This window comes from Streptomyces sp. NPDC036984 (assembly GCF_055607665.1).
Genome location: NZ_JBVJRL010000017.1, coordinates 147,597 through 172,294, shown reverse-complemented (window position 1 = coordinate 172,294; position 24,698 = coordinate 147,597). Strand labels below are relative to the sequence as shown.

The 24,698-nt window shown below is 71.8% G+C and carries 22 protein-coding genes and 1 pseudogene; 11 read left to right on the top strand and 12 right to left on the bottom strand.

Features of this window, described 5'->3' with window-relative positions:
• Positions 1 to 22: 22 nt before the first annotated feature.
• Entirely contained in the window at positions 23 to 349 is a 327-nt protein-coding gene (locus tag ACZ7DL_RS28105) for an SH3 domain-containing protein (RefSeq protein ID WP_470778214.1), read from the bottom strand.
• Between the two features lie 154 nt (positions 350 to 503).
• Between ACZ7DL_RS28105 and ACZ7DL_RS28100 the strand changes: the two genes are divergently transcribed.
• Positions 504 to 2,636, top strand: coding sequence for a serine/threonine-protein kinase (locus tag ACZ7DL_RS28100; protein WP_470778212.1), 2,133 nt, complete (start codon positions 504 to 506; stop codon positions 2,634 to 2,636).
• Between the two features lie 87 nt (positions 2,637 to 2,723).
• On the opposite strand, the gene ilvD is transcribed toward ACZ7DL_RS28100, so the two are convergent.
• The 4 genes from ilvD to ACZ7DL_RS28080 all read right to left on the bottom strand — a co-directional run bounded on the left by ilvD (position 2,724) and on the right by ACZ7DL_RS28080 (position 7,189).
• Positions 2,724 to 4,577 carry a dihydroxy-acid dehydratase gene (gene ilvD / locus ACZ7DL_RS28095; RefSeq protein WP_470778211.1) on the bottom strand — a complete coding sequence of 618 codons (1,854 nt, stop codon included), beginning with the start codon at positions 4,575 to 4,577 and terminating at the stop codon, positions 2,724 to 2,726.
• 111 nt (positions 4,578 to 4,688) lie between these two features.
• Positions 4,689 to 5,294, bottom strand: coding sequence for a TetR/AcrR family transcriptional regulator (locus ACZ7DL_RS28090; protein WP_470778209.1), 606 nt, complete (start codon positions 5,292 to 5,294; stop codon positions 4,689 to 4,691).
• Positions 5,291 to 6,112, bottom strand: a complete 822-nt coding sequence (locus ACZ7DL_RS28085) for a sugar phosphate isomerase/epimerase family protein (protein WP_470778207.1) — start codon at positions 6,110 to 6,112, stop codon at positions 5,291 to 5,293. The genes ACZ7DL_RS28090 and ACZ7DL_RS28085 overlap by 4 nt, the downstream gene beginning before the upstream one ends.
• A 144-nt stretch (positions 6,113 to 6,256) precedes the next feature.
• Positions 6,257 to 7,189 carry a Ppx/GppA family phosphatase gene (locus ACZ7DL_RS28080; protein ID WP_470778205.1) on the bottom strand — a complete coding sequence of 311 codons (933 nt, stop codon included), beginning with the start codon at positions 7,187 to 7,189 and terminating at the stop codon, positions 6,257 to 6,259.
• Between the two features lie 72 nt (positions 7,190 to 7,261).
• Here ACZ7DL_RS28080 and ACZ7DL_RS28075 point away from each other — a divergent pair, with 72 nt between their 5' ends.
• Positions 7,262 to 8,119 (top strand): DUF3109 family protein, encoded by an 858-nt coding sequence (locus ACZ7DL_RS28075; protein WP_470778203.1) that lies wholly within the window; start codon positions 7,262 to 7,264, stop codon positions 8,117 to 8,119.
• Positions 8,120 to 8,451: 332 nt separating this feature from the next.
• Here ACZ7DL_RS28075 and ACZ7DL_RS28070 read toward each other — a convergent pair whose 3' ends face one another.
• Entirely contained in the window at positions 8,452 to 10,272 is a 1,821-nt protein-coding gene (locus ACZ7DL_RS28070) for a BACON domain-containing protein (RefSeq protein ID WP_470778201.1), read from the bottom strand.
• Positions 10,273 to 10,512: 240 nt separating this feature from the next.
• Here ACZ7DL_RS28070 and radA point away from each other — a divergent pair, with 240 nt between their 5' ends.
• Together radA and disA are read left to right on the top strand one after the other, a co-directional pair.
• On the top strand, positions 10,513 to 11,922 hold the full coding sequence (gene radA / locus ACZ7DL_RS28065) for a DNA repair protein RadA (RefSeq protein ID WP_470778199.1): 1,410 nt from the start codon (positions 10,513 to 10,515) through the stop codon (positions 11,920 to 11,922).
• Between the two features lie 80 nt (positions 11,923 to 12,002).
• Positions 12,003 to 13,127 carry a DNA integrity scanning diadenylate cyclase DisA gene (gene disA / locus ACZ7DL_RS28060; RefSeq protein ID WP_470778197.1) on the top strand — a complete coding sequence of 375 codons (1,125 nt, stop codon included), beginning with the start codon at positions 12,003 to 12,005 and terminating at the stop codon, positions 13,125 to 13,127.
• 178 nt (positions 13,128 to 13,305) lie between these two features.
• Here disA and ACZ7DL_RS28055 read toward each other — a convergent pair whose 3' ends face one another.
• Complete coding sequence (locus ACZ7DL_RS28055) at positions 13,306 to 14,121, bottom strand: hypothetical protein (protein ID WP_470778195.1); 816 nt, start codon at positions 14,119 to 14,121, stop codon at positions 13,306 to 13,308.
• A gap of 181 nt (positions 14,122 to 14,302) precedes the next feature.
• On the opposite strand from ACZ7DL_RS28055, the gene ACZ7DL_RS28050 reads away from it, so the two are divergent.
• The 5 genes from ACZ7DL_RS28050 (at position 14,303) to cseC (ending at position 18,736) form a co-directional block, all read left to right on the top strand.
• Positions 14,303 to 15,178, top strand: a complete 876-nt coding sequence (locus ACZ7DL_RS28050) for an HhH-GPD family protein (protein ID WP_470778193.1) — start codon at positions 14,303 to 14,305, stop codon at positions 15,176 to 15,178.
• A 273-nt stretch (positions 15,179 to 15,451) separates the two neighbouring features.
• On the top strand, positions 15,452 to 15,991 hold the full coding sequence (locus tag ACZ7DL_RS28045; RefSeq protein ID WP_470778191.1) for a SigE family RNA polymerase sigma factor: 540 nt from the start codon (positions 15,452 to 15,454) through the stop codon (positions 15,989 to 15,991).
• Positions 15,979 to 16,632 (top strand): hypothetical protein, encoded by a 654-nt coding sequence (locus ACZ7DL_RS28040; protein ID WP_470778189.1) that lies wholly within the window; start codon positions 15,979 to 15,981, stop codon positions 16,630 to 16,632. Before ACZ7DL_RS28045 ends, ACZ7DL_RS28040 begins: the two co-directional genes overlap by 13 nt.
• Positions 16,633 to 16,668: 36 nt before the next feature.
• Positions 16,669 to 17,370, top strand: a complete 702-nt coding sequence (cseB, locus tag ACZ7DL_RS28035; RefSeq protein WP_470778187.1) for a two-component system response regulator CseB — start codon at positions 16,669 to 16,671, stop codon at positions 17,368 to 17,370.
• 13 nt (positions 17,371 to 17,383) lie between these two features.
• Positions 17,384 to 18,736 (top strand): two-component system sensor histidine kinase CseC, encoded by a 1,353-nt coding sequence (gene cseC, locus ACZ7DL_RS28030; protein ID WP_470778185.1) that lies wholly within the window; start codon positions 17,384 to 17,386, stop codon positions 18,734 to 18,736.
• Between the two features lie 44 nt (positions 18,737 to 18,780).
• On the opposite strand, the gene ACZ7DL_RS28025 is transcribed toward cseC, so the two are convergent.
• The 4 genes and pseudogenes from ACZ7DL_RS28025 to ACZ7DL_RS28010 all read right to left on the bottom strand — a co-directional run bounded on the left by ACZ7DL_RS28025 (position 18,781) and on the right by ACZ7DL_RS28010 (position 22,277).
• Positions 18,781 to 19,632: a class I SAM-dependent methyltransferase gene (locus ACZ7DL_RS28025; protein WP_470778183.1), complete on the bottom strand. Its 852-nt coding sequence runs from the start codon at positions 19,630 to 19,632 to the stop codon at positions 18,781 to 18,783.
• Positions 19,629 to 20,063, bottom strand: a complete 435-nt coding sequence (locus tag ACZ7DL_RS28020) for a VOC family protein (RefSeq protein ID WP_470778181.1) — start codon at positions 20,061 to 20,063, stop codon at positions 19,629 to 19,631. Before ACZ7DL_RS28020 ends, ACZ7DL_RS28025 begins: the two co-directional genes overlap by 4 nt.
• Positions 20,064 to 20,073: 10 nt before the next feature.
• Positions 20,074 to 20,535 (bottom strand): annotated as a pseudogene (locus ACZ7DL_RS28015) (helix-turn-helix transcriptional regulator); the annotation flags it as partial.
• A 167-nt stretch (positions 20,536 to 20,702) separates the two neighbouring features.
• Complete coding sequence (locus ACZ7DL_RS28010) at positions 20,703 to 22,277, bottom strand: MDR family MFS transporter (protein WP_470778179.1); 1,575 nt, start codon at positions 22,275 to 22,277, stop codon at positions 20,703 to 20,705.
• Between the two features lie 128 nt (positions 22,278 to 22,405).
• Between ACZ7DL_RS28010 and ACZ7DL_RS28005 the strand changes: the two genes are divergently transcribed.
• Entirely contained in the window at positions 22,406 to 23,005 is a 600-nt protein-coding gene (locus tag ACZ7DL_RS28005) for a TetR/AcrR family transcriptional regulator (protein ID WP_470778177.1), read from the top strand.
• A gap of 1 nt (position 23,006) precedes the next feature.
• Here the strand turns inward: ACZ7DL_RS28005 and ACZ7DL_RS28000 are convergent, their stop codons facing one another.
• A complete protein-coding gene (locus ACZ7DL_RS28000; protein ID WP_470778175.1) occupies positions 23,007 to 23,558 on the bottom strand; it encodes a M23 family metallopeptidase in 552 nt (183 codons plus the stop codon).
• A 468-nt stretch (positions 23,559 to 24,026) separates the two neighbouring features.
• Here ACZ7DL_RS28000 and ACZ7DL_RS27995 point away from each other — a divergent pair, with 468 nt between their 5' ends.
• Entirely contained in the window at positions 24,027 to 24,641 is a 615-nt protein-coding gene (locus ACZ7DL_RS27995) for an HAD family acid phosphatase (RefSeq protein WP_470778174.1), read from the top strand.
• The last annotated feature ends 57 nt before the right edge of the window (positions 24,642 to 24,698 follow it).

Here is a 24,698-nt window from a genome sequence, read left to right as displayed (position 1 = left end):
AGTGGTCAGGCGCAGACGGGCTTCAGTCGCAGCGGGGTGCGATGTAGCCGTCGCTGCCCGTGTGGACGAACGCGTCCGAGACGTACTCGCCGCTGTCGATGAGGTCCCAGAGGTTCGTCGTGCCGTAGGTGCCGGACACCGTCGTACCGGGCGTCTGGCAGTAGATCGGCACGCGGACGCCCTCCGGCAGGACGCGGACGAGGTTGTACTGGGTACCCGGGCCGCTGCGGACGTTCAGCCGGACGCCGGGGGCGACGGCATAGGTGCGTACGGCTGCCGCCGCCTGTGCCGCCACGCCGTCGCGGCTGTCGTCGGTTTCCTCGACCTCTTGTACACGGTCAACAGACATGAACGTGGTCCTCCCCCGTCACTTCCCTGGAACTCGGCGCGAAACGCGTGCGCGCGACTCGCACGCAGACGCTAGCAAGCCGCCTCTGTCTCGTACGAGTCATCGACTAGGCTCCGTGCGTCGCGCGCGCGGACGAAGAGCACGGGGGTGGTCCATGGCGCCACAGCGCAACACCGGAGCGGGCGCGGAAGCGGAACTTCCGGAGTGGGCCGGTCACTACCGGCTGGAGTCGTGTCTGGGTTCCGGTGGCATGGGAGTCGTACACCTCGCCCGGAGCACCTCGGGGATGAAGCTCGCGGTGAAGGTCGTGCACGCCGAGTTCGCACGGGATCCCGAGTTCAGGGGCCGTTTCCGGCAGGAGGTGGCCGCCGCGCGCAGGGTCAGCGGGGCCTTCACCGCGTCCGTCGTCGACGCCGACCCGGAGGCCGAACGGCCCTGGATGGCCACCTTGTTCATCCCCGGCCCGACCCTCTCCGAGCAGGTGAAGCGGAAGGGTCCGATGGCGCCCGAGCAGCTGCGCCGGCTGATGGCCGGGCTCGCCGAGGCGCTGCGGGACATCCACCGGGTCGGTGTCGTGCACCGGGACCTGAAGCCCAGCAACGTGCTGCTCGCCGAGGACGGGCCGAAAGTCATCGACTTCGGCATCTCCCGGCCGAAGGACAGCGAACTGCGCACCGAGACGGGCAAGTTGATCGGCACTCCGCCGTTCATGGCGCCCGAGCAGTTCCGGCGCCCGCGGGAAGTGGGGCCGGCCGCCGACATCTTCGCGCTCGGCTCGGTCATGGTGCACGCGGCCACCGGGCGTGGTCCGTTCGACTCCGACAGCCCCTACGTCGTCGCCTACCAGGTGGTTCATGACGAGCCCGACCTGGCCGGCGTACCGGAGGGTCTCGCGCCGCTGGTGCGGCGGTGCCTGGCCAAGGAGCCCGCGGACCGGCCCACGCCGGACGAGCTGATGCGGGAACTGCGCTCGGTGGCGGCCTCGTACGACACGCAGGCGTTCATACCGGCGCAGCGGACGAGTGAGGACGGGCCCGCGCGGGGGTCCGTGCCGGAGGCCGCGCCGGGATCGGCTCCGGCCGGTTCCGGCGGACCCGGGCGCCCGGCGCGGCGCCCGGGTCGCAGGCGGGCCGTGGCGCTGGGCTCGGGGGCTCTCGGGCTGGCCCTCGTGGGGGTTCTCGCCGCGGTGTGGGTGTCGGGCGGAAACGATCAGGCGCCCGGGGACGAGGGGGCGCGGACCCTGACGGCGGCCTCAGGCGGCACGTGGTCGGCGCGGCCGGCGGTCGGCGCTGAGGGCATGCCGCACTGCGCGTACGGAGCCGGGAAGCTGCTCTGCGCGCGGCCGGGCGTCGTCTTCGCGCTCTCGCCGAGCGACGGCGGTCTGCTGTGGCGGCGCTCGGTCGGCACCCGGTCCACGAGCGGGCCGCCGGCCGTCTCCGGCGGTCGGGTGCAGCCGTACACGGACGGTGGCCCACGGCTCGCGGGACTCGACCCGGCCACCGGCAAGCAGGTGTGGCAGCGTCGGCTCCCCGCAGGGACGACGGTCGGGTACGCCGGAGACACGGCCCTGCTCGCGGGCGCCGACGGGACGGTCACCGGGGTGGACGGCGCGACCGGCGCCACGCGCTGGCGCGGCGCGGTCCCCGGTCAGGGAGTGCCGTCCTTCGTCGCGTTCCCCGGCGAGTCGTCGGCCTTTGCGACCCGGACGTCCGCCGACGGGGCGAGCACCCAGGTGACCGCCGTGGATCCGGACACCGGACGGGTGCGGTGGGACGTACGGCTGCGGGGCTGGCTCAAGCCGTTCGCCGCGCAGGACGGTTCGGTGTTCTTCCTGGCCGTGGACAGCGCGTACGGCGCCAAGGAGATCGTCCGCTACACGCCCGCGACGGGCGCGACCCGGCGCGTCGCGCTGCCCGCCGTACTCGACGGCGCGCACGCGACCGTGCGGGGGAACGTGGTGTACGTGCTGGCCACCGGCGGCTCCCTGGATGCCGTGGACGTGCGGTCGGGCCGGCATCTTTGGCATCTGGAGACGTCGGTGAGCCGCGGTTCGGAGCCCGTCGCGCGGGACGGGCGGGTGTACTTCACCGCGAGCGACGGCCGGCTGCTCGCCGTGGACGCCGGGAAGGGCCGGCTGGTGGGGCAGACTCCGGCGCGCCTGGGCGCGAACTCGGCCCAGGTCATGAGCACCCCGCCGGCCCCGGTGCCGGTCGGCGACCGCATCCTCGCCGCCGCGCCCGACGGCACGGTCTTCGCCGTGGACGGCCGCAAACCGTCCGCCTGGTGACGCGGATGTGACGCGGATACGGCGAAGGGGCCGCCCCCACCGGGAGGCGGCCCCTGCCACGGGCTACGGCCGAGCGGCCGGGGCCGGTCAGCCCAGCCGGGACACGTCGCGCACCGCGCCCTTGTCCGCGCTGGTCGCCATCGCCGCGTAGGCGCGGAGGGCGGCGGAGACCTTGCGGTCGCGGTTCTTCGGGGCGTAGACGCCGTTCAGGGCCTGCTCGCGGCGGGCCAGTTCCGCCTCGTCGACCAGCAGCTCGATCGAGCGGTTCGGGATGTCGATGCGGATGCGGTCGCCGTCCTGGACCAGGGCGATGGTGCCGCCGGAGGCCGCCTCGGGGGAGGCGTGGCCGATGGACAGGCCGGAGGTGCCGCCGGAGAAGCGGCCGTCGGTGATCAGGGCGCATGCCTTGCCCAGGCCGCGGCCCTTCAGGTACGAGGTCGGGTAGAGCATCTCCTGCATGCCGGGGCCGCCCTTGGGGCCCTCGTAGCGGATGACGACGACGTCGCCCTCCTTGACCTGCTGGGTGAGGATCTTCTGGACGGCCTCCTCCTGCGACTCGCAGACGACCGCCGGGCCCTCGAAGGTCCAGATCGACTCGTCCACGCCGGCGGTCTTCACCACACAGCCGTCGACCGCCAGGTTGCCCTTGAGGACCGCCAGGCCGCCGTCCTTCGAGTACGCGTGTTCGACGCTGCGGATGCAGCCGCCCTCCGCGTCCTCGTCGAGCGCCTCCCAGCGCTCCGACTGGGAGAAGGCCTCGGCGGAGCGGACGCAGCCGGGAGCGGCGTGCCACAGCTCGATCGCCTCGGCGGACGGCGACCCGCCTCGCACGTCCCAGGTCTTCAGCCAGTCGCCCAGGGACGGGCTGTGGACCGCGTGCACGTCCTCGTTGAGCAGGCCGGCGCGGTGCAGCTCGCCCAGCAGCGCCGGGATGCCGCCCGCCCGGTGCACGTCCTCCATGTAGTACGTGCGGTCCTTGGCGACGTTGGGCGCCACCTTCGCCAGGCACGGCACGCGGCGCGACACCGCGTCGATCTGCTTCAGACCGAAGGGGACGTCCGCCTCCTGGGCGGCGGCCAGCAGGTGCAGGATCGTGTTGGTGGAGCCGCCCATCGCGATGTCCAGGGCCATGGCGTTCTCGAAGGCCTGGAAGGTGGCGACGGAGCGGGGCAGGACCGTGTCGTCGTCCTGCTCGTAGTAGCGGCGGGTGATGTCCATCACCGTGCGGGCCGCGTCGACGTAGAGCTGCTTGCGCGCGGTGTGGGTGGCCAGGACCGAGCCGTTGCCGGGGAGGGAGAGGCCGATGGCCTCCGTCAGGCAGTTCATCGAGTTGGCCGTGAACATGCCGGAACAGCTGCCGCAGGTCGGGCAGGCGTTCTCCTCGATCCGGAGCATGTCCTCGTCGGAGATCTTGTCGTTCACGGCGTCGGACATCGCGTCGACCAGGTCGAGCGTGCGGACCGTGCCGTCGACGAGGGTGGCGCGGCCGGACTCCATCGGGCCACCGGAGACGAAGACCGTGGGGATGTTCAGCCGCAGGGCGGCGTTCAGCATGCCCGGGGTGATCTTGTCGCAGTTGGAGATGCAGATCAGGGCGTCGGCGCAGTGGGCCTCGACCATGTACTCGACCGAGTCCGCGATCAGGTCGCGGGAGGGCAGGGAGTACAGCATGCCGCCGTGGCCCATGGCGATGCCGTCGTCCACGGCGATCGTGTTGAACTCGCGCGGGATGCCGCCCGCCTCGCGGATCGCCTCGCTGACGATCCGGCCGACCGGCTGGAGGTGGGTGTGGCCCGGCACGAACTCGGTGAAGGAGTTCGCGACGGCGATGATGGGCTTCCGGCCGATGTCCGCGCCGGGTACACCGGAGGCGCGCATAAGGGCGCGGGCGCCCGCCATGTTGCGGCCGTGGGTGACAGTGCGGGACCTCAGCTCGGGCATCGTCGCTCGCTCCTTCAGACAGATAGGGCTGCTATCGAGCGTACGCCGGTCATCCAGGGTGCGGGACGGAGTGTCCGGAATGCGGGATGCCCGTCTCGTGCGCAGGAGGGCTCAGGCGCGGGTCAGATGCCCCTGTACGACCGGTGCGACCCGCGCGATGATCTGCTCCAGGTCCGCCGAGGCCAGCGGCTCCAGCTTGATCACGTAGCGCATCATCGCCGTCCCCACCAGCTGTGCGGCCGCCAGCTCGGCCCGCAGCTCGGCGTCCGGCAGGTCCAGCTGGGCGGCGATTCGGCGCAGCAGCTGGGCGGCGACCAGACGGCGGAAGACAGCGGCCGCGGTCTCGTTGTTCACGGCGGACCGCAGGATCGCGAGGAGGGGCGCGCGGGTCGTGGGGTTGTCCCAGACACCGAAGACGAAGCGGGTCAGCCGCTCGCCGACCCCGTCCAGGGGTCCGTCGGCCAGCGCGTTCGGCGCGTTCAGCGCGGGCGCGAAGGCGACCTCGACGGCCGCCTCGAAGACCTGCTCCTTGGTGCCGAAGTAGTGGTGGACCAGCGCGGAGTCCACGCCGGCGGCCTTGGCGATGCCGCGTACCGACGTCTTCTCGTATCCGCGCGCGGAGAACTCCTCGCGGGCGGCGTCGAGGATGCGGTCGCGGGTGCCGGCGGACTCGGTGCGCGGGGGACGGCCGCGGCGGCGGGGGGCGGGCTGGGTCATGGCCGGGGCACCCGGACCGCCGAGGCGAGGTGCTTGCGCGTGAACTCCAGGGCCTCGGCGAGGTCGGCCTCGCGCTCGGCGCCGGACATCGCCCGCCGGGTGTTGACCTCGATCACGACGTGGCCGTCGAAGCCGGTGCTCACCAGGCGCTCCAGGAGTTCGGCGCAGGGCTGGGTGCCGCGGCCGGGGACCAGGTGCTCGTCCTTGGCCGAGCCCCGGCCGTCGGCGAGGTGGACGTGCCCGAGCCGGTCCCCCATGCGGTCGACCATGTCCAGGGCGTCGGTGCGGGCCGTCGCCGTGTGGCTGAGGTCGATCGTGAAGTGCCGGTAGTCGTCGTTGGTGACGTCCCAGTCGGGGGCGTAGGCGAGCATCTCGCGGTCGCGGTAGCGCCAGGGGTACATGTTCTCGACGGCGAACCGTACGTCCGTCTCGTTCGCCATCCGCCAGATGCCGTCGACGAAGTCCCGGGCGTACTGCCGCTGCCACCGGAACGGCGGATGGACGACGACGGTGGAGGCGCCCAGCTTCTCCGCCGCCGCCCGGGCCCGCTGGAGCTTCACCCAGGGATCGGTGGACCAGACCCGCTGGGTGATCAGCAGACAGGGGGCGTGGACGGCCAGGATCGGGACGCCGTGGTAGTCCGACAGGCGGCGCAGCGCCTCGATGTCCTGGCTGACCGGGTCGGTCCACACCATGACCTCGACTCCGTCGTAGCCGAGGCGCGCGGCGATCTCGAAGGCAGTCGCTGTCGACTCCGGGTAGACCGAGGCGGTCGACAGCGCGATGCGCACGTCCGTTGGTTCAGCCACGTCCGTCACCTTACGGCGTGGAGTGGTGCCGGTGTTGGGTGCCTATTCGCCGTTGTGACTTTCGCCATTTGCGCGGGCGCGGGTGCGTGGTCGTTCCTCGCGCACACCCGGCGGAGCCGCATAGCGATACAGCCCCGCGCCCCTTGCGGGACGCTAAGCGGAAACCATGTGATCAAGGCGCCGAAGGATCACGCCTTCCCTCAGGGCCCAGGGGCATATCTCCAGGCTCTCCACGCCGAAAAGATCCATCGCGCCCTCGGCGACCAGTGCGCCCGCGAGAAGCTGGCCGGCCCTGCCCTCCGACACTCCGGGGAGCTCGGCGCGCTGGTCGGCCGTCATGGCGGACAGGCGCGGGACCCAGGCCTCCAGGGACTCGCGCTTGAGCTCGCGCTGGACGTAGAGGCCGTCGGCGCTGCGGGCGGCGCCGGCGATGCGGGCGAGCTGCTTGAAGGTCTTGGAGGTGGCGACCACGTGGTCGGGGGCGCCGAAGCGGCTGAATTCGCCGACCGTGCGGGCGATCTGCGCGCGGACGTGCCGGCGCAGGGCGCGGACGTCCTCCGGGTCGGGCGGGTCGCCGGGCAGCCAGCCGGCGGTGAGGCGGCCGGCGCCGAGCGGGAGGGAGACGGCCGCGTCCGGCTCCTCGTCTATACCGAAGGCGATCTCCAGGGAGCCGCCGCCGATGTCCAGGACCAGCAGCTTTCCGGCGGACCAGCCGAACCAGCGGCGTACGGCGAGGAAGGTGAGCCGGGCCTCCTCCGCGCCGGCGAGGACCTGGAGGCGTACGCCGGTCTCGTCGGCCACGCGCGCGAGAACCTCGTCGGCGTTGGTGGCCTCGCGGACGGCCGAGGTCGCGAACGGCAGCAGGTCCTCGACGCCCTTGTCCTCGGCGGCCTGGAGCGCGTCCCGTACGACGGCGATCAGCTTGTCGATGCCGTCGTCGCCGATGGCACCGCTGTCGTCGAGGAGTTGGGCGAGCCGAAGGTCGGCCTTGTGCGAATGCGCGGGCAGCGGGCGCGCGCCGGGGTGGGCGTCCACCACCAGCAGATGCACCGTGTTCGAACCCACGTCCAGGACACCGAGTCTCATGAACGGAAACGCTACTGCCAGATCGTCCGTCCTCGGTCCCCGGAGCGGTCCTGGGCCACTTACCCTGGACGCGTGCCAAAGACGAAAAAGGCGAAATCCGACAAGGCAGCCAAGACGACCAAGGCAGCCAAGGCGGATAAAGGTCGTAAGTCCGCCAAAACATCCAAGGAGGCGAAGATGAGCGACGAGAAGGGACTCGACTTCGCACGCGCCTGGGTGGAGTTTCCCGATCCGGCGGACGACGAGCAGGTCTTCCGCTGCGATCTGACATGGCTGACCTCTCGCTGGAACTGCATCTTCGGCAGTGGCTGCCAGGGCATTCAGCCGGGCCGGGCGGCCGACGGGTGCTGCACGCTGGGGGCGCACTTCTCCGACGAGGACGACGAGAAGCGGGTCGCCGGGCATGTGGCACGGCTCACGCCGGAGATCTGGCAGCACCACGACGAGGGCACGCGGGGCGGCTGGGTCTCCGAGGACGACGAGGGTTCCCGGCAGACCCGGCCCTTCCAGGGGTCCTGCATCTTCCAGAACCGGCCGGGGTTCGCGGGTGGCGCGGGCTGCTCGCTGCACATCCTGGCGCTGAAGGAGGGGCGGGAGCCGCTGGAGACCAAGCCGGACGTGTGCTGGCAGCTGCCGATCCGGCGGACGTACGACTGGATCGACCGGCCGGACGACACACGGGTGCTCCAGGTGTCGATCGGGGAGTACGACCGGCGGGGCTGGGGTCCTGGCGGTCATGACCTGCACTGGTGGTGCACCTCGGCGACGTCGGCGCACGGCGCCGGGGAGCCGGTGTACGTCTCTTACCGGGCCGAGCTGACGGAGCTGATGGGCAAGGCGGGATACGACCGTCTGGTCGAGCTCTGCGAACAGCGACTGGCGTCGCAGCTGCCCCTGCTGGCCCCGCATCCGGCGGACCCGGCACCGTAAGGAACATCCCCTTTCCCGCCCTCCCGTCCCGCCCGGTCGCGAGGTCACCCGAAGCCGCCCCGCACCACCCGGCATCCCAGCGGCCAACGGCATGCGTCCGGGCGGCTTCCACCCACCCGTCTCGCCCGTGAGCGGCAGCGGGCCGGCGCCCGCCCCGGACGACAGGGCCTAGGGGGTTTCGTTTGGATCAGCCCGGGTCCGCGACGCCCGGCACGGCACCTCGCCGCGTTGTCGGACCACCCGAGTACGCCCAGTACGCGGGTGATCCTCCGCCTTGCGATGCACCGCACCATGCGCCGCGGCCTGATCCGACCTGATCCAAACGAAACCCCCTAGCTGCCCGACGGACTCGGCGTCTCCGTGTCCGAGGGCGTCGGGGTCGGCGTCGGGGAGTCCGAGGACGGTGGGGTCGTCGAGGTGGGCGTGGGATCCGTGGGCGAAGGGGGCGGGGTGCTCGGCGGGGCCGTGGGGGGTGTGCTCGGCGGGGCCGTGGGGGGTGTGGAGGACGGGTGGGGGGCCGGGCGGGTGGGGGCCGTGCCGTAGCCGTCGATGGAGACCACCGCGCCCGCCGGGGCCACCGCCACCCGCGCGTGCCACCGGCCGGACGGCTCGCGCAGGTGGTCGACGTACACCTTGATCGTAAGCGTCTGGCCGGGCTCAAGGGTTCCCCCGGACCGGCTGAAGTAGAGCCACGCGGCCGCCGTGGACGCCGACCAGCGGACCGCTGCATCACCGGAGGCCGTCAGGGTGATCAGGGTCGTGTCGCCGTCGTTGGCGGCGCTGACCGCCAGCCGCCCGGCGCCCTGACGGTCCCCTCCGCCGACGCTGACGACTTCCACGGAGACGTCCGCCTTGCCGTCCTTGCCGGTGCGGGCGCCCGGCTTCACGCTCGCGTTGCCCGCGTTCTGGTAGCCACCGGCCGTGTCGCTGCCCAGCGCGTCGGGGCCCTGCGCCTCGCGCGCGGTAGCGGAGCGGCCGTCGTCGTCCCCGGCCGGCCCGCCCCGGTAGGCGGCCCAGAGGGCGATCACCGGCGCGGCGACGACCGTGGCGACGACCGTCGTCGTGACGGCACGCGCGCGGAGACGGTCGCGGCGGGCGGCCCGGTCCTTGGGGTCCATCGGGAAGCCGCGCCGGTCGAAGCGTGGTACGGCCGTGCCCCGCGCGCGTGGATGATGCGCGAGGGCCACATGGAGGGCCGCGCGCGGGGCCTCCAGGACGGGCAGCTCGGCGGGGGTGACCGTGGCCCCGGGCCAGCGGCCGGGGACCGCGCGGGCGGCGGTGCGGCGGCAGCGCGGGCAGTCGTCGACGTGCCGGACCAGCTCGCGGCGCAGGGCCGTACTGAGGACCAGCCGGCTGTCGCCGGTGAGGTGGGCCACGCTCGGGCAGCCGCCGGTCTCGACCACGGCGAGGGCCGCACGGGTGCGCTCGACCTCGCACGCGGCGGACGCGAGCAGCTCGCGCGCGGCGGCGGGTTCCATGCCGAGGACGGCGGCGACCTCGTGGGCGGCGAGGTGGTGGCGGACGGCGAGCTCCAGGGCCTCGCGCTGCTCGGGGGTGGTGCCGGCCGCCTCCGGCCAGGCCAGCAGGGCGAGTTCGCGGCGCCGCTGCTCCTCGGCCTCCGGGACGAGGGGCGGTGCGGGCACCTCGGCCCCGCCGCCGCTGCCGGGTCGCGTCGCGGAGTCTTTCCCCGGTCCGGTCCCCGGTCCTTTGCCGGGTCCGTCTCCGGCCGCTCTGCCGGCCGCTCTGCCGGCGCCGGAGCGGCCCGCCGCGTGCGTGGCCTGACGTTTCTGCTTGGCCTCGGCCAGCTTCCGCAGGCACGCCCAGCGGGCCAGCGCGTACAGCCAGGCCCTGCGGTCGCCGGCGGCCTCCGGGACCCGCTGGCCGCGCCGCTCGGCCAGGGCGAGGACGTCGCCGAGGGCGGCGGTGGCCGCGTCGTGGTCGCACAGGACCGACAGGCAGTAGGTGAACAGGCCGTCCAGGTACGGCTCGTAGCGCGCCGGCGGGCGCTGGGCGAGGGTGCGGGCGGCGGCGCGGTCGCGCGCCTCTCGTGCCTCACGGGCCTCGCGGCGTGCTTCACGCACCTCACGCGCATCGCGGTGCGCCCGATGCGCTCCGGCCGTGCGGGTGGTGGTCTCCGGACTGCTGCTCGTCACCCGTGCGACCGTAGGCGGCTGTGGAGTGCCGCTTCACGAACCTTGAGCACTTTTAATCCGTACGGGTGAAACGATCCCTCATAAGGGGACAGGAACCCTTTCTTCCGCGGCCGGATCCCGCTGAATGGTGGCCGAGACCGAGCCACTCGTACGCGGCCCCCGCGCTCCCGGCACGCGGCTCCCGGCCCCTCGTGCCCGGCCCCCGCCCCCGTTGTCAGTGCCGCGGGCTACGGTTTCCGCATGGCTGCCCGTACCAAGACCACCAAGGACCGCCCGTCCTACCGCTGCACCGAGTGCGGCTGGCAGACGGCCAAGTGGCTCGGCCGCTGCCCCGAGTGCCAGGCCTGGGGCACGGTCGAGGAGTACGGCGCGCCAGCGGTCCGGACGACGGCGCCGGGCCGTGTGAGCAGCTCCGCGCTGCCCATCGGTCAGGTCGACGGCCGGCAGGCCACCGCCCGCCCGACCGGCGTGCCCGAGCTGGACCGGGTGCTCGGCGGCGGCCTGGTGCCGGGCGCGGTCGTCCTGCTCGCGGGCGAGCCCGGCGTCGGCAAGTCCACCCTGCTGCTGGACGTGGCCGCCAAGTCCGCCAGCAGCGAGCACCGCACCCTCTATGTCACCGGCGAGGAGTCGGCGAGCCAGGTGCGGCTGCGCGCCGACCGCATCGGCGCCCTCGACGACCATCTGTATCTGGCGGCCGAGACCGACCTGTCCGCCGTCCTCGGCCACTTGGACGAGGTCAAGCCGTCCCTGCTGATCCTCGACTCGGTGCAGACGGTGGCCTCCCCGGAAATCGAGGGCGCGCCCGGCGGTATGGCCCAGGTCAGGGAGGTCGCCGGCGCCCTGATCCGCGCCTCCAAGGAGCGCGGTATGTCCACGCTGCTGGTGGGCCATGTCACCAAGGACGGCGCCATCGCCGGGCCCCGGCTGCTGGAGCACCTGGTGGACGTCGTTCTGCACTTCGAGGGCGACCGGCACGCACGCCTGCGCCTGGTGCGCGGCGTGAAGAACCGCTACGGAGCGACGGACGAGGTCGGCTGCTTCGAGCTGCACGACGAGGGCATCACGGGCCTCGCCGACCCCAGCGGCCTGTTCCTGACCCGCCGCGCCGAACCGGTCCCGGGCACCTGCCTGACCGTCACCCTGGAGGGCCGCCGCCCGCTGGTGGCCGAGGTGCAGGCGCTGACCGTCGACTCCCAGATCCCCTCCCCCCGCCGTACGACGTCCGGCCTGGAGACCTCACGGGTGTCGATGATGCTGGCCGTGCTGGAGCAGCGCGGCCGGATCAGCGCGCTCGGCAAGCGGGACATCTACTCGGCGACGGTCGGTGGCGTGAAGCTCTCGGAGCCGGCCGCCGACCTCGCCATCGCGCTCGCCCTCGCCTCCGCCGCCAGCGACACCCCGCTGCCGAAGAACCTGGTGGCCATCGGCGAGGTGGGACTCGCGGGCGAGGTCAGACGGGTCACGGGCGTGCAGCGCAGGCTCGCCGAGGCGCACCGGCTCGGCTTCACGCACGCCCTCGTACCGACCGATCCGGGCAAGGTGCCGGCCGGCATGAAGGTCCTGGAAGTCGCCGACATGGGGGACGCCCTCCGGGTCCTGCCGCGCTCCCGTCGCCGAGAGGCCCCACGGGAGGCGGAGGACCGCCGGTAGACTTTGCCCAGGTCTCGCCCGTCCGTACGAACCGCGTGCCGGAACGGGAGCGCGTCAGAACCTGCGACCGGAGGAGTGCAGTGGCAGCCAACGACCGGGCAGCAGCTCCCGGAAAGTCCGGTGGGAGTGCCGGTACCGATGGCCTGATGCGCGCCTCACTGAGCGCCGTGGCTCCGGGCACGCCCCTGCGTGACGGCCTGGAGCGGGTCCTGCGCGGCAACACCGGCGGGCTCATCGTCCTCGGCTCCGACAAGACGGTCGAGGCGATGTGTACGGGCGGTTTCGTCCTGGATGTCGAGTTCACCGCCACCCGGCTGCGGGAGCTGTGCAAGCTGGACGGCGGCATCGTGCTGTCCTCGGACCTGTCGAAGATCCTGCGCGCGGGCGTCCAGCTGGTCCCGGACCCGACGATCCCCACGGAGGAGACGGGCACCCGGCACCGTACGGCGGACCGGGTGAGCAAGCAGGTCGGCTTCCCGGTGGTCTCGGTCTCCCAGTCGATGCGCCTGATCGCCCTGTACGTCGACGGTCAGCGCCGGGTCCTGGAGGACTCGGCGGCGATCCTCTCCCGTGCGAACCAGGCGCTGGCCACGCTGGAGCGGTACAAGCTCCGGCTGGACGAGGTCGCGGGCACGCTGTCCGCCCTGGAGATCGAGGACCTGGTGACGGTCCGGGACGTCTCGGCGGTCGCGCAGCGGCTGGAGATGGTTCGCCGCATCGCCACCGAAATCGCCGAGTATGTGGTCGAACTGGGCACGGACGGCCGTCTCCTCGCCCTCCAGCTGGAGGAGTTGATCGCCGGGGTCGAGCCCGACCGCGAGCTGGTCGTGCGGGACTACGTCCCCGAGCCGACGGCGAAGCGGTCCCGCACGGTCGAGGAGGCGCTCTTCGAACTGGACGCCCTCAGCCACGCGGAGCTGCTGGAAATGGGCACGGTGGCGCGGGCGCTGGGTTACACGGGCTCGCCCGAGACGCTCGACTCGGCGGTGTCCCCGCGGGGCTTCCGCCTGCTGGCGAAGGTTCCGCGGCTGCCGGGCGCCATCATCGACCGGCTGGTGGAGCATTTCGGCGGCCTGCAGAAGCTGCTGGCCGCGAGTGTCGACGACCTTCAGACCGTGGACGGCGTGGGCGAGGCCCGGGCGCGGAGCGTGCGGGAAGGTCTGTCGCGGCTGGCGGAGTCTTCCATCCTGGAGCGGTACGTCTGAGTTCGGCCGGGCGCCTCACGACCCGGGGCGCGTTGCGGTCCGGCGGCCGCGGATCCGTCGTGGCTTGTCGCGCAGTTCCCCGGGCCGCCTGAGGCGGGCGAGCCCCAGCCGGCTCAAGCGGCCCGGGGAGCTGCGCGCACCATGCGGCACCCGAGGACGAACCGCGCCGCCCCGCTCCTCAGTCCGCCGACAGCACGAACGACGTCTGCACCTTGCCGTACCCCGGAGCCTTGGCCTCCAGCAGGTAGGTGCCCGCCTTCGCCGAACCGCCGGACGGCGTCCCGCAGTGCGGAGCGCTCGGCTTTCGGTCCCACTTCACGGTGTAGGTGATGGTGTGCCCGGCCGGCACCCGGAACAGCAGGCTCTCCGCGCCCTTGGGGCAGTCGGCCGACGACCAGTACGTGTCGTCGCCGTCCGCCGGCGTGATCGTCAACACCGCGTTCTTCGGACCGAGATCGACCTTGCAGTCACCCGACGAGCCGTTTTTCGCGGTGAGTTCGAACGTCGGCGTCTGGTCCGGCGAGTAGGTGTTGTGCACGCTGCGCAGGTTCAACGCCACTGCGCCCGAGGTGCAGTTGGGGAGGCTGGAGGAGGCCGGGAGCGTGTCGCCCGTACCGACGCCGCCGGCGCCGGAGCCCGCGCCCGAGTCGTCGCCGGAGCCGTTGGAGCCGTCGGTCGATCCGTTCCCCGAGCCGCTGCCCGCGCCGGAGCCGGAGCCGGAGCCGCTCCCGCCGGTGTCCCCGCCGCCCGACTCGTCGCGTCCGCCGGGGCGTTGGCTGATCGCGGAGCCGGACGGGCTCGGCCCCGGCGTGATGGTGTGGGTGGGATTCTTGCCGTTCGACCCGTCGGCGTTCTTCTTGCCACCCCCGCCGCCGGCGGTGACGATCCACGTGATCACCAGCGCCAACAGGGCGACCACGGACAGCAGTACGACCCTCCGACGCCAGTAGATGGTGGAGGGAAGCGGCCCGACCGGATTGCGCAGAGATCCCACGGCGCAAACTGTACGAGAGATCCACGCGCTTGCTTGCGCCACCCGCCGCGCCGGTGCCAACTTTTCCGGATCATCATCCCGGCAACTTCCCCGGCAGCCATGCTTCTTCATGTTCCGCCACGCTGGGTGACCGCGCTATCACCCGTCATGCCCGCCAACCCATGGCAGGATCGGAAAGGCCATGACTGAGAAGCTGCACGCCCCCGTGATCGCCTGGTTCGACGCCCACGCCCGCGACCTCCCCTGGCGCCGCCCGGAGGCGGGCCCGTGGGGCGTCATGGTCAGCGAGTTCATGCTCCAGCAGACCCCGGTGAACCGGGTGCTGCCCGTCTACGAGGAGTGGCTGGCCCGCTGGCCGCGGCCCGCCGATCTCGCGAAGGACGCGCCGGGCGAGGCGGTGCGCGCCTGGGGCCGGCTCGGCTACCCGCGCCGGGCCCTGCGGCTGCACGGCGCCGCGGTCGCCATAACGGAACGGCACGGCGGTGACGTACCGACGGATCACGGGCAGCTGCTGGCGCTGCCCGGCATCGGTGAGTACACGGCCGCCGCGGTGGCCTCGTTCGCGTACGGGCAGCGGCACGCGGTGCTGGACACCAATGTCCGCCGGGTCCTCGCGCGGGCGGTGACGGGCGTGCAGTATCCGCCGAACGCGACCACGGCCGCCGAGCGGCGCCTCGCCCGGGAGCTGCTGCCGAAGGACGAGAAGATGGCCGCGCAGTGGGCCGCCGCCTCCATGGAGCTGGGCGCGCTGGTCTGCACGGCGAAGAACGAGGAGTGCCGGCGGTGCCCGATCGCCGCGCAGTGCGCGTGGCGGCTCGCGGGCAAGCCGGAGCACGCGGGGCCGCCGCGCCGCGGGCAGACGTACGCGGGTACGGACCGGCAGGTGCGCGGCAAGCTGCTGGCCGTGCTGCGTGAGGCGCACGGGCCGGTGCCGCAGGCGGCGCTGGACCGGGTGTGGCACGAGCCGGTGCAGCGGGCCCGCGCACTGGACGGGCTGGTCGCGGACGGTCTGGTGGAGCCGCTGGCGGGCGGTCTGTACCGGCTGCCGCTGGGCTGACGGACAGCCAGTTCACAGCGGGCGGACGTCCGTTACGAAGGGCCAGGACAGGCGAATCTCGCCATAACGGGACAGAGGGCCCGTTCCCCTTACCCCGTTCCGGCTTCCGTTACACAACCGACGGATAGCCGATTGCCAGCCGCAGGCTGGTGCGCACAGCTCCGTGACAACCACTCCGTAGCTTCTCTTCCGTGCCCGGCAGACCACGGGACACGGGGACAGCGGGACTTCCGGACACACCGGAAGAACAACGGGGAACGGAGGCGGTTGATCATGGCGCACGGCGAGGTGCTCGAGTTCGAGGAGTACGTCCGCACACGGCAGGACGCGCTGCTGCGCAGTGCCCGCCGGCTGGTCCCGGACCCGGTCGACGCCCAGGACCTGCTCCAGACCGCGCTGGTCCGGACGTACGGCCGCTGGGAGGGCATAGCCGACAAGCGGCTCGCGGACGCCTATCTGCGCCGGGTGATGATCAACACGCGGACCGAGTGGTGGCGGGCGCGCAAGCTGGAGGAAGTGCCCACCGAGCAGCTGCCGGACGCCTCCGTGGAGGACTCCACCGAGCAGCACGCCGACCGGGCCCTGCTGATGGACGTCATGAAGGTGCTCGCACCGAAGCAGCGCAGTGTCGTGGTGCTGCGACACTGGGAGCAGATGTCCACAGAGGAGACGGCCGCGGCCCTCGGCATGTCGGCCGGTACGGTCAAGAGCACGCTGCACCGGGCGCTCGCCCGGCTCCGTGAGGAGCTGGAGGCCCGCGATCTGGACGCACGCGCGCTGGAGCGTGAGGAGCGGGAGCGTTGCGCGGCCTGACCAAGGCCGGGCCCGACCGGGTCCGAGGGAGTACACAGGCGGTGATCGCGGTGGGGGCCGCGCTCGCCGCCCTCGCCCTTTTGGTCGCCGCGTGCGGCAGCGGGGGCACGGGCGCCCGGGACGAGGGCCCGGCGCACGCCTCGGCGCTGAAGGGCGTCGGCGCCTCCCCGTCCCCCCGCGCCTCCGGGAGATACCGGAAGGTGGATCCCATCGCACTGCTCAGGAGCGATCCGCAGGTGTCGGCGGCGGTGAAACGGGAGCTGAAGCCGTGCGACGGCGACGAGTACCAGGTCGACGTCTCCTACGGCGACCTGACCGGCGCCCCGGTGGACGATGTCGTCATCAACGTGATGACCTGTGCGGACTGGGTCGGCATCGGCTCGTACGTGTACCGGGACGAGGACGGCGTGTTCAAGAACGTCTTCAAGACCGAGGAGTCCCCGGTCTACGCGGAGATCGACCAGGGCACCCTGTCGGTCACCCGGCAGTACTACGAGCAGGACGACACGATCGCCAGCCCCTCCGGTGACACCGTGACCCCCTACACCTGGAAGGCGGGCCGCTTCGTGCCGGGGAAACCCACCCGCAACGAGTACAGCAACTCCGCCGGCGGGGCCCCGACGCCCGTGCCGGACAACTGATCGCCCACACGACCCACAAGGACTGAGAGCACCGGGATGGCAGACCAGACCCACGTCCTGTTCGTCGAGGACGACGACGTCATCCGCGAGGCCACCCAGCTCGCCCTGGAGCGGGACGGCTTCGCGGTCACCGCGATGCCCGACGGCCTGTCGGGCCTTGAGGCGTTCCGGGCCGACCGCCCCGACATCGCGCTGTTGGACGTCATGGTGCCCGGCCTGGACGGCGTCAGCCTGTGCCGCCGGATCCGGGACGAGTCGACCGTGCCGGTGATCATGCTGTCGGCGCGTGCCGACTCCATCGACGTCGTCCTCGGCCTGGAGGCGGGCGCCGACGACTACGTGACGAAGCCGTTCGACGGTGCCGTGCTGGTGGCCCGGATCCGTGCGGTGCTGCGCCGTTTCGGGCACGCCGGCGGGACCGCGCAGGCGGAGGAGGCCGCGTCCGCCGTCACCGGCACGCTGGCCTTCGGGGATCTGGAGATCGACACCGACGGCATGGAGGTGCGCCGGGCCGGCCGGCCGGTGGCGCTCACCCCGACCGAGATGCGGCTGCTGCTGGAGTTCTCCTCGGCACCGGGCACCGTGCTCTCCCGCGACAAGCTGCTGGAGCGCGTGTGGGACTACGGCTGGGGCGGGGATACCCGGGTCGTCGACGTGCATGTGCAGCGGCTGCGGCAGAAGATCGGCCAGGACCGGATCGACACGGTCCGCGGCTTCGGTTACAAGCTGAAGGCCTGAGCGGAGCGGCGGTATGCGGGGGATCCTTCGGAAGCCGGTCCGGCGCATGGAGCGCGCGGGCCTGCGCACGGGGCTCAGATGGAAGCTGAGCGCGGCGATCGCGCTGGTGGCCGGTCTGGTGGCGATCGTGCTGAGCCTGGTGGTGCACAACGCGGCTCGCGTCTCGATGCTGGACAACACGCGCGAACTGGCCAACGACCGGCTTCTGCTGGCCCAGCGCAACTACGAGCTGAACCGGGGGCCGATCTTCCCCTACATCAAGATCGACGATCCGGAGCTGCCGGCCGCGCTGCGCGAGAAGGTCGAGCAGGGCCGCCGGGCCAGTGACGTCTCCGAGCACGGCGGGGTGCCGGACATCTGGGCGGCCGTACCGATGAAGGACGGGCATGTGCTGTCCGTGCACCTCCATATGCCGGACCGCAGCACCGACATGATGAGGGACCTGGACCAGGCCCTGGTCATCGGCTCGGTCGCGGTCGTGCTCGGCGGCAGCGCGCTGGGCGTGCTGATCGGCGGCCAGCTGTCCCGCCGGCTGCGCAAGGCGGCGGCCGCCGCGAACCAGGTCGCCAAGGGCGAGACGGACGTGCGGGTGCGGGAGGCCATCGGCGGGGTCGTACGGGACGAGACCGACGATCTCGCGCGCGCGGTGGACGCGATGGCGGACGCGCTGCGGCAGCGCCTGGAGGCCGAGCGGCGGGTCACCGCCGACATCGCGCACGAGCTGCGCACCCCGGTGACGGGCCTGCTGACGGCCGCCGAACTGCTGCCGGCCGGCCGGCCCACGGAACTGGTGCTGGACCGGGCGAAGGCGATGCGCACGCTGGTCGAGGACGTCCTGGAGGTGGCCCGGCTCGACGGAGCCTCCGAGCGGGCCGAGCTCCAGGACATCATGCTGGGCGAGTTCGTCGCGCGCCGGGTGGCGGCCAAGGATCCGGACATCGCCGTGCGGGTGGTGCACGAGTCGGAGGTCACCACCGACCCACGGCGGCTGGAGCGGGTGCTGTTCAACCTGCTCGCCAACGCCGCCCGGCACGGCCGGCCACCCATCGAGGTCACCGTGGAGGGGCGGGTCATCCGGGTCCGCGACCACGGCCCCGGCTTCCCCGAGGAGCTGCTCGCCGAGGGCCCGAGCCGCTTCCGCACCGGCAGCAAGGACCGCGCCGGTCAGGGCCACGGCCTGGGCCTGACCATCGCGGCCGGCCAGGCGCGCGTGCTGGGCGCCCGGCTGACCTTCCGCAACGTACGGCCCGCGGGCGCGCCCGCCCACATTCCCGCGGAGGGCGCGGTGGCCGTCCTGTGGCTCCCGGAGCACGCCCCGACGAGCACGGGCAGCTATCCGATGCTGCCGCTGTCCGGGGGCAAGTAGCGGAGCAGCGCGTCGGCGGGCCCGTGAGGGCGGCCGGCGCGCCCTCAGGTGACCGCCACCACCAGCTCCTCCGCTCTCGACGGCCGCAGCCCGTCCGTCCTGTCCGCGAAGTAGCGCCGGGTGAGTTCCTCCGCCGGTATGTGGCGGGCGTCGCGGAAGCCGGACTCCCGGGTCAGGGCCAGCATCTGCGGGGGCGTGAAGTAGCTGAGGAACGGCGTGCCGGAGGCGCGCGCGCCCCGTTCCGCCGCCTGTTGGAAGGGCCGCAGCTCGGGCTCGACGTCGTCGGCCGGCCGCAGGAACGTGGTGGCGAGCAGTGAGCCGGGGGCGAGCGTCGCCAGTCGCCGGAAGCTCGCCGCGATGGCCTCCCGGGTGAGGTACATGGTGACGCCGGTGCAGGCCACGACCGCCGGGCGGCCCGGGTCGAGGCCGGCCGCGAGCAGCCGTCCCCACCAGTCCCCCTCGAAGTCGACCGGCACCAGCCGCAGCCAGTCGGGGACGCCGTACCCCAGCTCGGTGAGCCGCCGCCGCTTCCACTCCTGCGGGCCGGGCCGGTCCGCCTCGAACACCCGCAGGCCCGCGGCGATCTCCGGCCGGCGCTGGGCGAAGGTGTCCAGCCCGGCGCCGAGGACGACGTACTGGTCCACGCCGTGCGCGGCCTGCTCCACGACGAGGTCCTCGACGAAGCGGGCGCGGGCCGCGATGGACGCCCGCACGGGCCGGGTGTCCCGCTCGTCCATGTCCGGGCGGGCGCGCCAGCCGGCGTCGGGGTCCGCGAGCCGCAGCCCGACCTCGTCCTGGATGACGTGCGGCGGCGGATCGGCCTGGACGTGCAGCGCGCGCCACAGGGCCACCCGGACCGCCGTGTGGTCCGGCAGCACGGCGGCCTCCCCGCTCACCCGAAGTCCTTGGAGAAGTCCAGCTCCTCGCTGCGCTCGGTCAGCGAGTACCAGTTGCCGTTGTCGTCGCGGAAGATCGCCTCGATGCCGTACGGCCGCTCCTTCGGCTCCTGGATGAACTCCACTCCGCGGGCCGTGAAGGTCGCGTAGTCACCCCGGCAGTCGTCCGTGTGGAACGCGCCGGCGCCCAGCACCCCCTTGGCGACCAGCTTCTTCAGCGCCTCGGCGGACTCGGGGTCCAGGCCGGGGCCGTCCAGGCTCATCAGCGCCAGCTCCACGCCGGGCTGATCCTTGGCGCCGACGGTGACCCAGCGCATGTCGCCCACGGCCAGATCACTGCGCACCTCGAAGCCCAGCTTCTCGGTGAAGAACGCCTTCGTCCGCTGCTGGTCGGTGGTCCATACGGTGCTGATGCCCAAGCCCTTGATCATGGCTCCGCTCTCCTGTCGCGAGGCTGTCGTCCTGCTCGTCACCGTAGGCAGGGCCGGGCTCGGCGCGCTTCTTCGATGTTGCGGTGTTGAAGCCGCCGGCCCAGAGCATGGCGTAGCAGCCGGGTATGAGGGCGGCGCCGCGGCCCACGTGCTCGGTCCGGTACTCGCTCGGGGTGAGGCCGGTACGCGCCTTGAAGCGGGCGGAGAACGTGCCGAGGCTGCTGAAGCCGACCAGGGTGCAGATCTCGGTCACGGTGAGGTTGGCACCGCGCAGCATCTCCTCGGCGCGCTCGATGCGCCGGTGGGTCAGATACTGGCCGGGCGTCTCGCCGTACGCCTCCTTGAAGGCGCGCAGGAAGTGATACCGCGAGTACCCGGCGTGGGCCGCCACCGCGTCCAGGTCGAGGCCGGGGTCGGCCCAGTCCCGGTCCATGGCGTCCTTGGCCAGACGCAGGCGGCGGAGTTTGTCCATGGGCCGATGGTGGCAGGTGGCACTGACATCGGTGCCGAACCGGCAGGGATCAGCGCCGACAGCCCAGGGGCCGGCCTTGCGGTCGAGAGCTTCGGGCGGGCGGGTGGAAAAAGGCCGAAGGCCCCGTGCGGCGGACACGCACCGGGGCCTTCGAACGCAGGGGAACCTCAGACGGTCTCGGCCACAGCCGCCGGCATCACATCGTCACCGCCGTCCGCGGGAGTCGTCTGCGGCCCGCCCTTCAGCGGCACCTCCTTGACGAACAGCGACGCGATCAGCACCGGCACCGCGATGACCGCGCCGAGCAGGAACGCGGAGTGGGTCCCCGAGGAGACCGCGTGCTGATACGCCTCGCGCGCCACCGCCGGCAGCTTCTCCAGGCTCTTCGCGTCCAGCTGCGCCGACTTCTCGGTGATGTTCTTGCCCAGCGCGCCGGCCCGCTCGGCCATGACGTCCTGGACCCGGTGGTTGAACAGCGCGCCCATGATGGCCACACCGAAGGAGGAGCCGAGCGTACGGAAGAGGGTGGTGGACGAGGAGGCCACGCCCATGTCCTTCATCTCCACGCTGTTCTGCGCGACCAGCATGGTGATCTGCATCAGGCAGCCCATGCCCGCGCCGAGCACGGCCATGTAGATGCCGGAGGTCAGCCGGGTGGTGCCGGTGTCCATCAGGGACAGCAGGTACAGGCCGACGATCATCAGGACCCCGCCGGCGATCGGGAAGACCTTGTAGCGGCCGCTGTTGGTGGTGACCCGCCCGGCGACCATCGAGGTCACGAGCATCGCGCCGAGCATCGGCAGGAGCAGCAGACCGGAGTTGGTCGCGGAGGCGCCCTGCACCGACTGCTGGTAGAGCGGCAGGAACAGCGTGGCGCCGAACATCACGAAGCCGGTGATGAAGCCGATGACCGACATCAGGGTGAAGTTGCGGCTCTTGAAGATGTGCAGCGGCAGCACCGGCTCGGCGGCCTTGGTCTGCCAGAAGACGAACCCGACCAGCGTGGCCACGCCGATGCCGATCAGCTCCATGATCCGCGCGGATGTCCAGGCGTACTCGGTGCCGCCCCAGGTGGTGACCAGCACGATGGAGGTGATGCCGACGGTCAGCAGGATGACGCCGAGGTAGTCGATGCCCGCCTTGGCCCGCTTCTTGGGCAGGTGCAGCACGGCGGTGACCAGCCCGAGCGCGACCGCGCCGAGCGGCAGGTTGATGTAGAAGGCCCAGCGCCAGCCCCAGTTGTCGGTGATGGTGCCGCCGACCAGCGGGCCGCCGATCATCGCCAGCGCCATGACGCCGGCCATCATGCCCTGGTACTTGCCCCGCTCCCGCGGCGGCACGAGGTCACCGATGATCGCCATGACGCCGACCATCAGACCGCCGGCGCCCAGACCCTGCACGGCCCGGAACCCGATCAGCTGGCCCATGTCCTGGGCCATGCCGCTCAGCGCCGAGCCGATCAGGAAGATCACGATCGAACTGAGGAAGGCGCCCTTGCGCCCGAACATGTCACCGAGCTTGCCCCAGATCGGGGTGGAGGCCGCGGTGGCCAGGGTGTAGCCGGTGACGACCCAGGAGAGGTGCTCCAAGCCGCCCAGTTCGCCCACGATGGTGGGCATCGCCGTGCCGACGATCATGTTGTCGAGCATCGCGAGCATCATCGCGATCATGAGCGCGAGCAGCACCACCCGCACGCTTTTGGGCTGTTTGCCCTCTATGAGGTTTTCGACCCTGTCCGCCATCGTCTTCCCGTTTCCCCCTGCGGCGGCTACTTACTTGCCGCCCGGCTAGTTATCACTACACTGGGAAGGTAGACGCGCAACTAGCCGGGCGTCAAGTAAGTTTCCGCGGGAGCGCGAGGAGTACGAGGATGGGCGTCACCATGGACGGCACCAAGCAGCAGCGCCGCGGCAACACCCGCCAGCGCATCCAGGACGTGGCACTCGAACTCTTCGCGGAGCAGGGCTACGAGAAGACCTCCCTGCGGGAGATCGCCGAGCATCTCGACGTCACCAAGGCAGCCCTGTACTACCACTTCAAGACGAAGGAAGAGATCATCGTCAGCCTCTTCGAGGACCTGACGAAGCCGATCGAGGACCTGATCGAGTGGGGCAGGCAGCAGCCGCAGACCCTGGAGACGAGGCAGGAGATCGTCCGCCGCTACAGCGAGGCGCTCGCGGGCGCGGAACCGCTCTTCCGCTTCATGCAGGAGAACCAGGCGACGGTACGGGAGTTGCGCATCGGCGACACCTTCAAGGACCGGATGCGCGGCCTGCGGGACATCCTCATCGATCCGGAGGCGGAGCTGGTGGACCAGGTGCGCTCGGTCAGCGCGCTGTTCACGCTGCACGCCGGGATGTTCTTCATGCAGGACCTGGAAGGCGACTCCGAGAGGAAGCGCGAGGCCGTTCTCGAAGTCGCCCTGGACCTGGTCAGGCAGGCGCACGAGCACACCCGCGAGCGGGACTAGATCAGACGGTCACGCCCTTGGCGCGCAGGAACGCGACCGGGTCGACGGCGGAGCCGTAGTTCGGGGTCGTACGGATCTCGAAGTGCAGGTGGGGGCCCGTGGAGTTGCCGGTGGAGCCGGACAGGGCGATGTGCTGGCCGGTCTTGACGATCTGGCCGATCTTGACATCGATCCGCGACAGGTGCGCGTACTGCGAGTACGTGCCGTTGCCGTGCTTGACGACGACGGCGTTGCCGTACGCCGGACCGTCGCCGGCGCCGTTGGAGCCGGCCTTGACGACGGTGCCGCCGTGCGCGGCGACGACCTCGGTGCCGGTCGGGACGGCGAAGTCCTGGCCGCTGTGCTTGGCGACCCAGTGGCTGCCGGCCTGCGCGAAGCTGGCGGAGAGCGTGTACTTCTTCACCGGGTCGACCCAGGAGGCGGCGGACGCGGTGGCGGCGCTCGCGACCCCGGTCCCCAGTACGGCCGTGGCGCCGATGCCGGCAGCCAGGACGGCCACGCGGTTGCGGTGCGAGGACGGACGGGCGGAGCGGGACGTGAAGCGTCGGAACATGGGGACCTCGTGAGCTCGGGGACAGTCGGCCACCCGGCGCACAGACGTCCAACACAGACGTTCGCCGCAGCGGCCATCCCTTGGTAACCGAACACCCCGGAAGCGCTCAAAGGGCCTATCTACGGCGTCAGATAGTAAGTGCTGGCAAAATCGGGCACTTCTTGACAGATCTCTCGCAGGGCGGACACCGCCTCTGACGACGCGTTTTACCTGCGCCGCATTCAGGAGCAAAAGTCCCTTTTATCCGTCTATTTCCACTCACTATCCCCTTTAGTATGTGACGTAGGTCCTGTGCGGCTTATCACCGGCCGGCCAAACCGGCGAACACGGAAATGTGACGCAGACCTCTAGTCACCTACCGTTCAGTAACCCTACGGTTCCCCTCGCGCCACCCTCGTCGCAGATCATGCCCCTGACACTTCAGGACGCGTACGGACGCGCGTACGGACGTGAGAGGAACCCCCACCGATGACCACACGCCCCTGGGCGCGCCGCATCGCCGTCACCGCCGTCTCCGCGGCCGCCCTGGCCGCGCCGGCCGTCCCGGCCCAGGCCGCGGACACGACGAGCTCCGCCACGGCGGCCGCCAAGGTCGACTACGCCACCTGGCAGCAGGACTGCCGGGCGGTCATGGACCAGGCCCTGCCGTACCTGAAGGGCCGCATCGCCGCCGCCCGGCCCGGCGAGAAGCAGGCCATCGTCTTCGACATCGACAACACCACCCTGGAGACCGACTTCGGCTTCAGCTACCCCCAGCCGGCCAACAAGCCCGTCCTGGACGTCGCCCGGTACGCCCAGGACCACGGCGTCTCTCTCTTCTTCGTCACCGCCCGCCCCGGCGTCCTCTACTGGCCCACCGAGTACAACCTCGAACACGACGGCTACAACGTCTCCGACCTCCGCGTGCGCGGCCTGTTCGACCTCTTCAAGGACGTCGCCGCCTACAAGACCGCCCAGCGCGTCGACATCGAGAACGACGGCTACACGATCATCGCCAACATCGGCAACAGCGCCACGGACCTCTCCGGCGGCCACGCCGAGAAGACCTTCAAGCTGCCGGACTACGACGGGCAGTTGTCGTAACACGAACCGCACGCCCTGGTTAGGCTCCATCCGTACGTCGTACGCACACGGGGGTGG

Bases quoted from the DNA above. Each gene is read 5' to 3' on its own strand.
- ACZ7DL_RS28105 (WP_470778214.1), bottom strand. From the start codon at position 349: ATGTCTGTTGACCGTGTACAAGAGGTCGAGGAAACCGACGACAGCCGC.
- ACZ7DL_RS28100 (WP_470778212.1), top strand. From the start codon at position 504: ATGGCGCCACAGCGCAACACCGGAGCGGGCGCGGAAGCGGAACTTCCG.
- ilvD (WP_470778211.1), bottom strand. From the start codon at position 4,577: ATGCCCGAGCTGAGGTCCCGCACTGTCACCCACGGCCGCAACATGGCG.
- ACZ7DL_RS28090 (WP_470778209.1), bottom strand. From the start codon at position 5,294: ATGACCCAGCCCGCCCCCCGCCGCCGCGGCCGTCCCCCGCGCACCGAG.
- ACZ7DL_RS28080 (WP_470778205.1), bottom strand. From the start codon at position 7,189: ATGAGACTCGGTGTCCTGGACGTGGGTTCGAACACGGTGCATCTGCTG.
- radA (WP_470778199.1), top strand. From the start codon at position 10,513: ATGGCTGCCCGTACCAAGACCACCAAGGACCGCCCGTCCTACCGCTGC.
- ACZ7DL_RS28050 (WP_470778193.1), top strand. From the start codon at position 14,303: ATGACTGAGAAGCTGCACGCCCCCGTGATCGCCTGGTTCGACGCCCAC.
- ACZ7DL_RS28045 (WP_470778191.1), top strand. From the start codon at position 15,452: ATGGCGCACGGCGAGGTGCTCGAGTTCGAGGAGTACGTCCGCACACGG.
- cseB (WP_470778187.1), top strand. From the start codon at position 16,669: ATGGCAGACCAGACCCACGTCCTGTTCGTCGAGGACGACGACGTCATC.
- cseC (WP_470778185.1), top strand. From the start codon at position 17,384: ATGCGGGGGATCCTTCGGAAGCCGGTCCGGCGCATGGAGCGCGCGGGC.
- ACZ7DL_RS28020 (WP_470778181.1), bottom strand. From the start codon at position 20,063: ATGATCAAGGGCTTGGGCATCAGCACCGTATGGACCACCGACCAGCAG.
- ACZ7DL_RS28010 (WP_470778179.1), bottom strand. From the start codon at position 22,277: ATGGCGGACAGGGTCGAAAACCTCATAGAGGGCAAACAGCCCAAAAGC.
- ACZ7DL_RS28005 (WP_470778177.1), top strand. From the start codon at position 22,406: ATGGGCGTCACCATGGACGGCACCAAGCAGCAGCGCCGCGGCAACACC.
- ACZ7DL_RS28000 (WP_470778175.1), bottom strand. From the start codon at position 23,558: ATGTTCCGACGCTTCACGTCCCGCTCCGCCCGTCCGTCCTCGCACCGC.
- ACZ7DL_RS27995 (WP_470778174.1), top strand. From the start codon at position 24,027: ATGACCACACGCCCCTGGGCGCGCCGCATCGCCGTCACCGCCGTCTCC.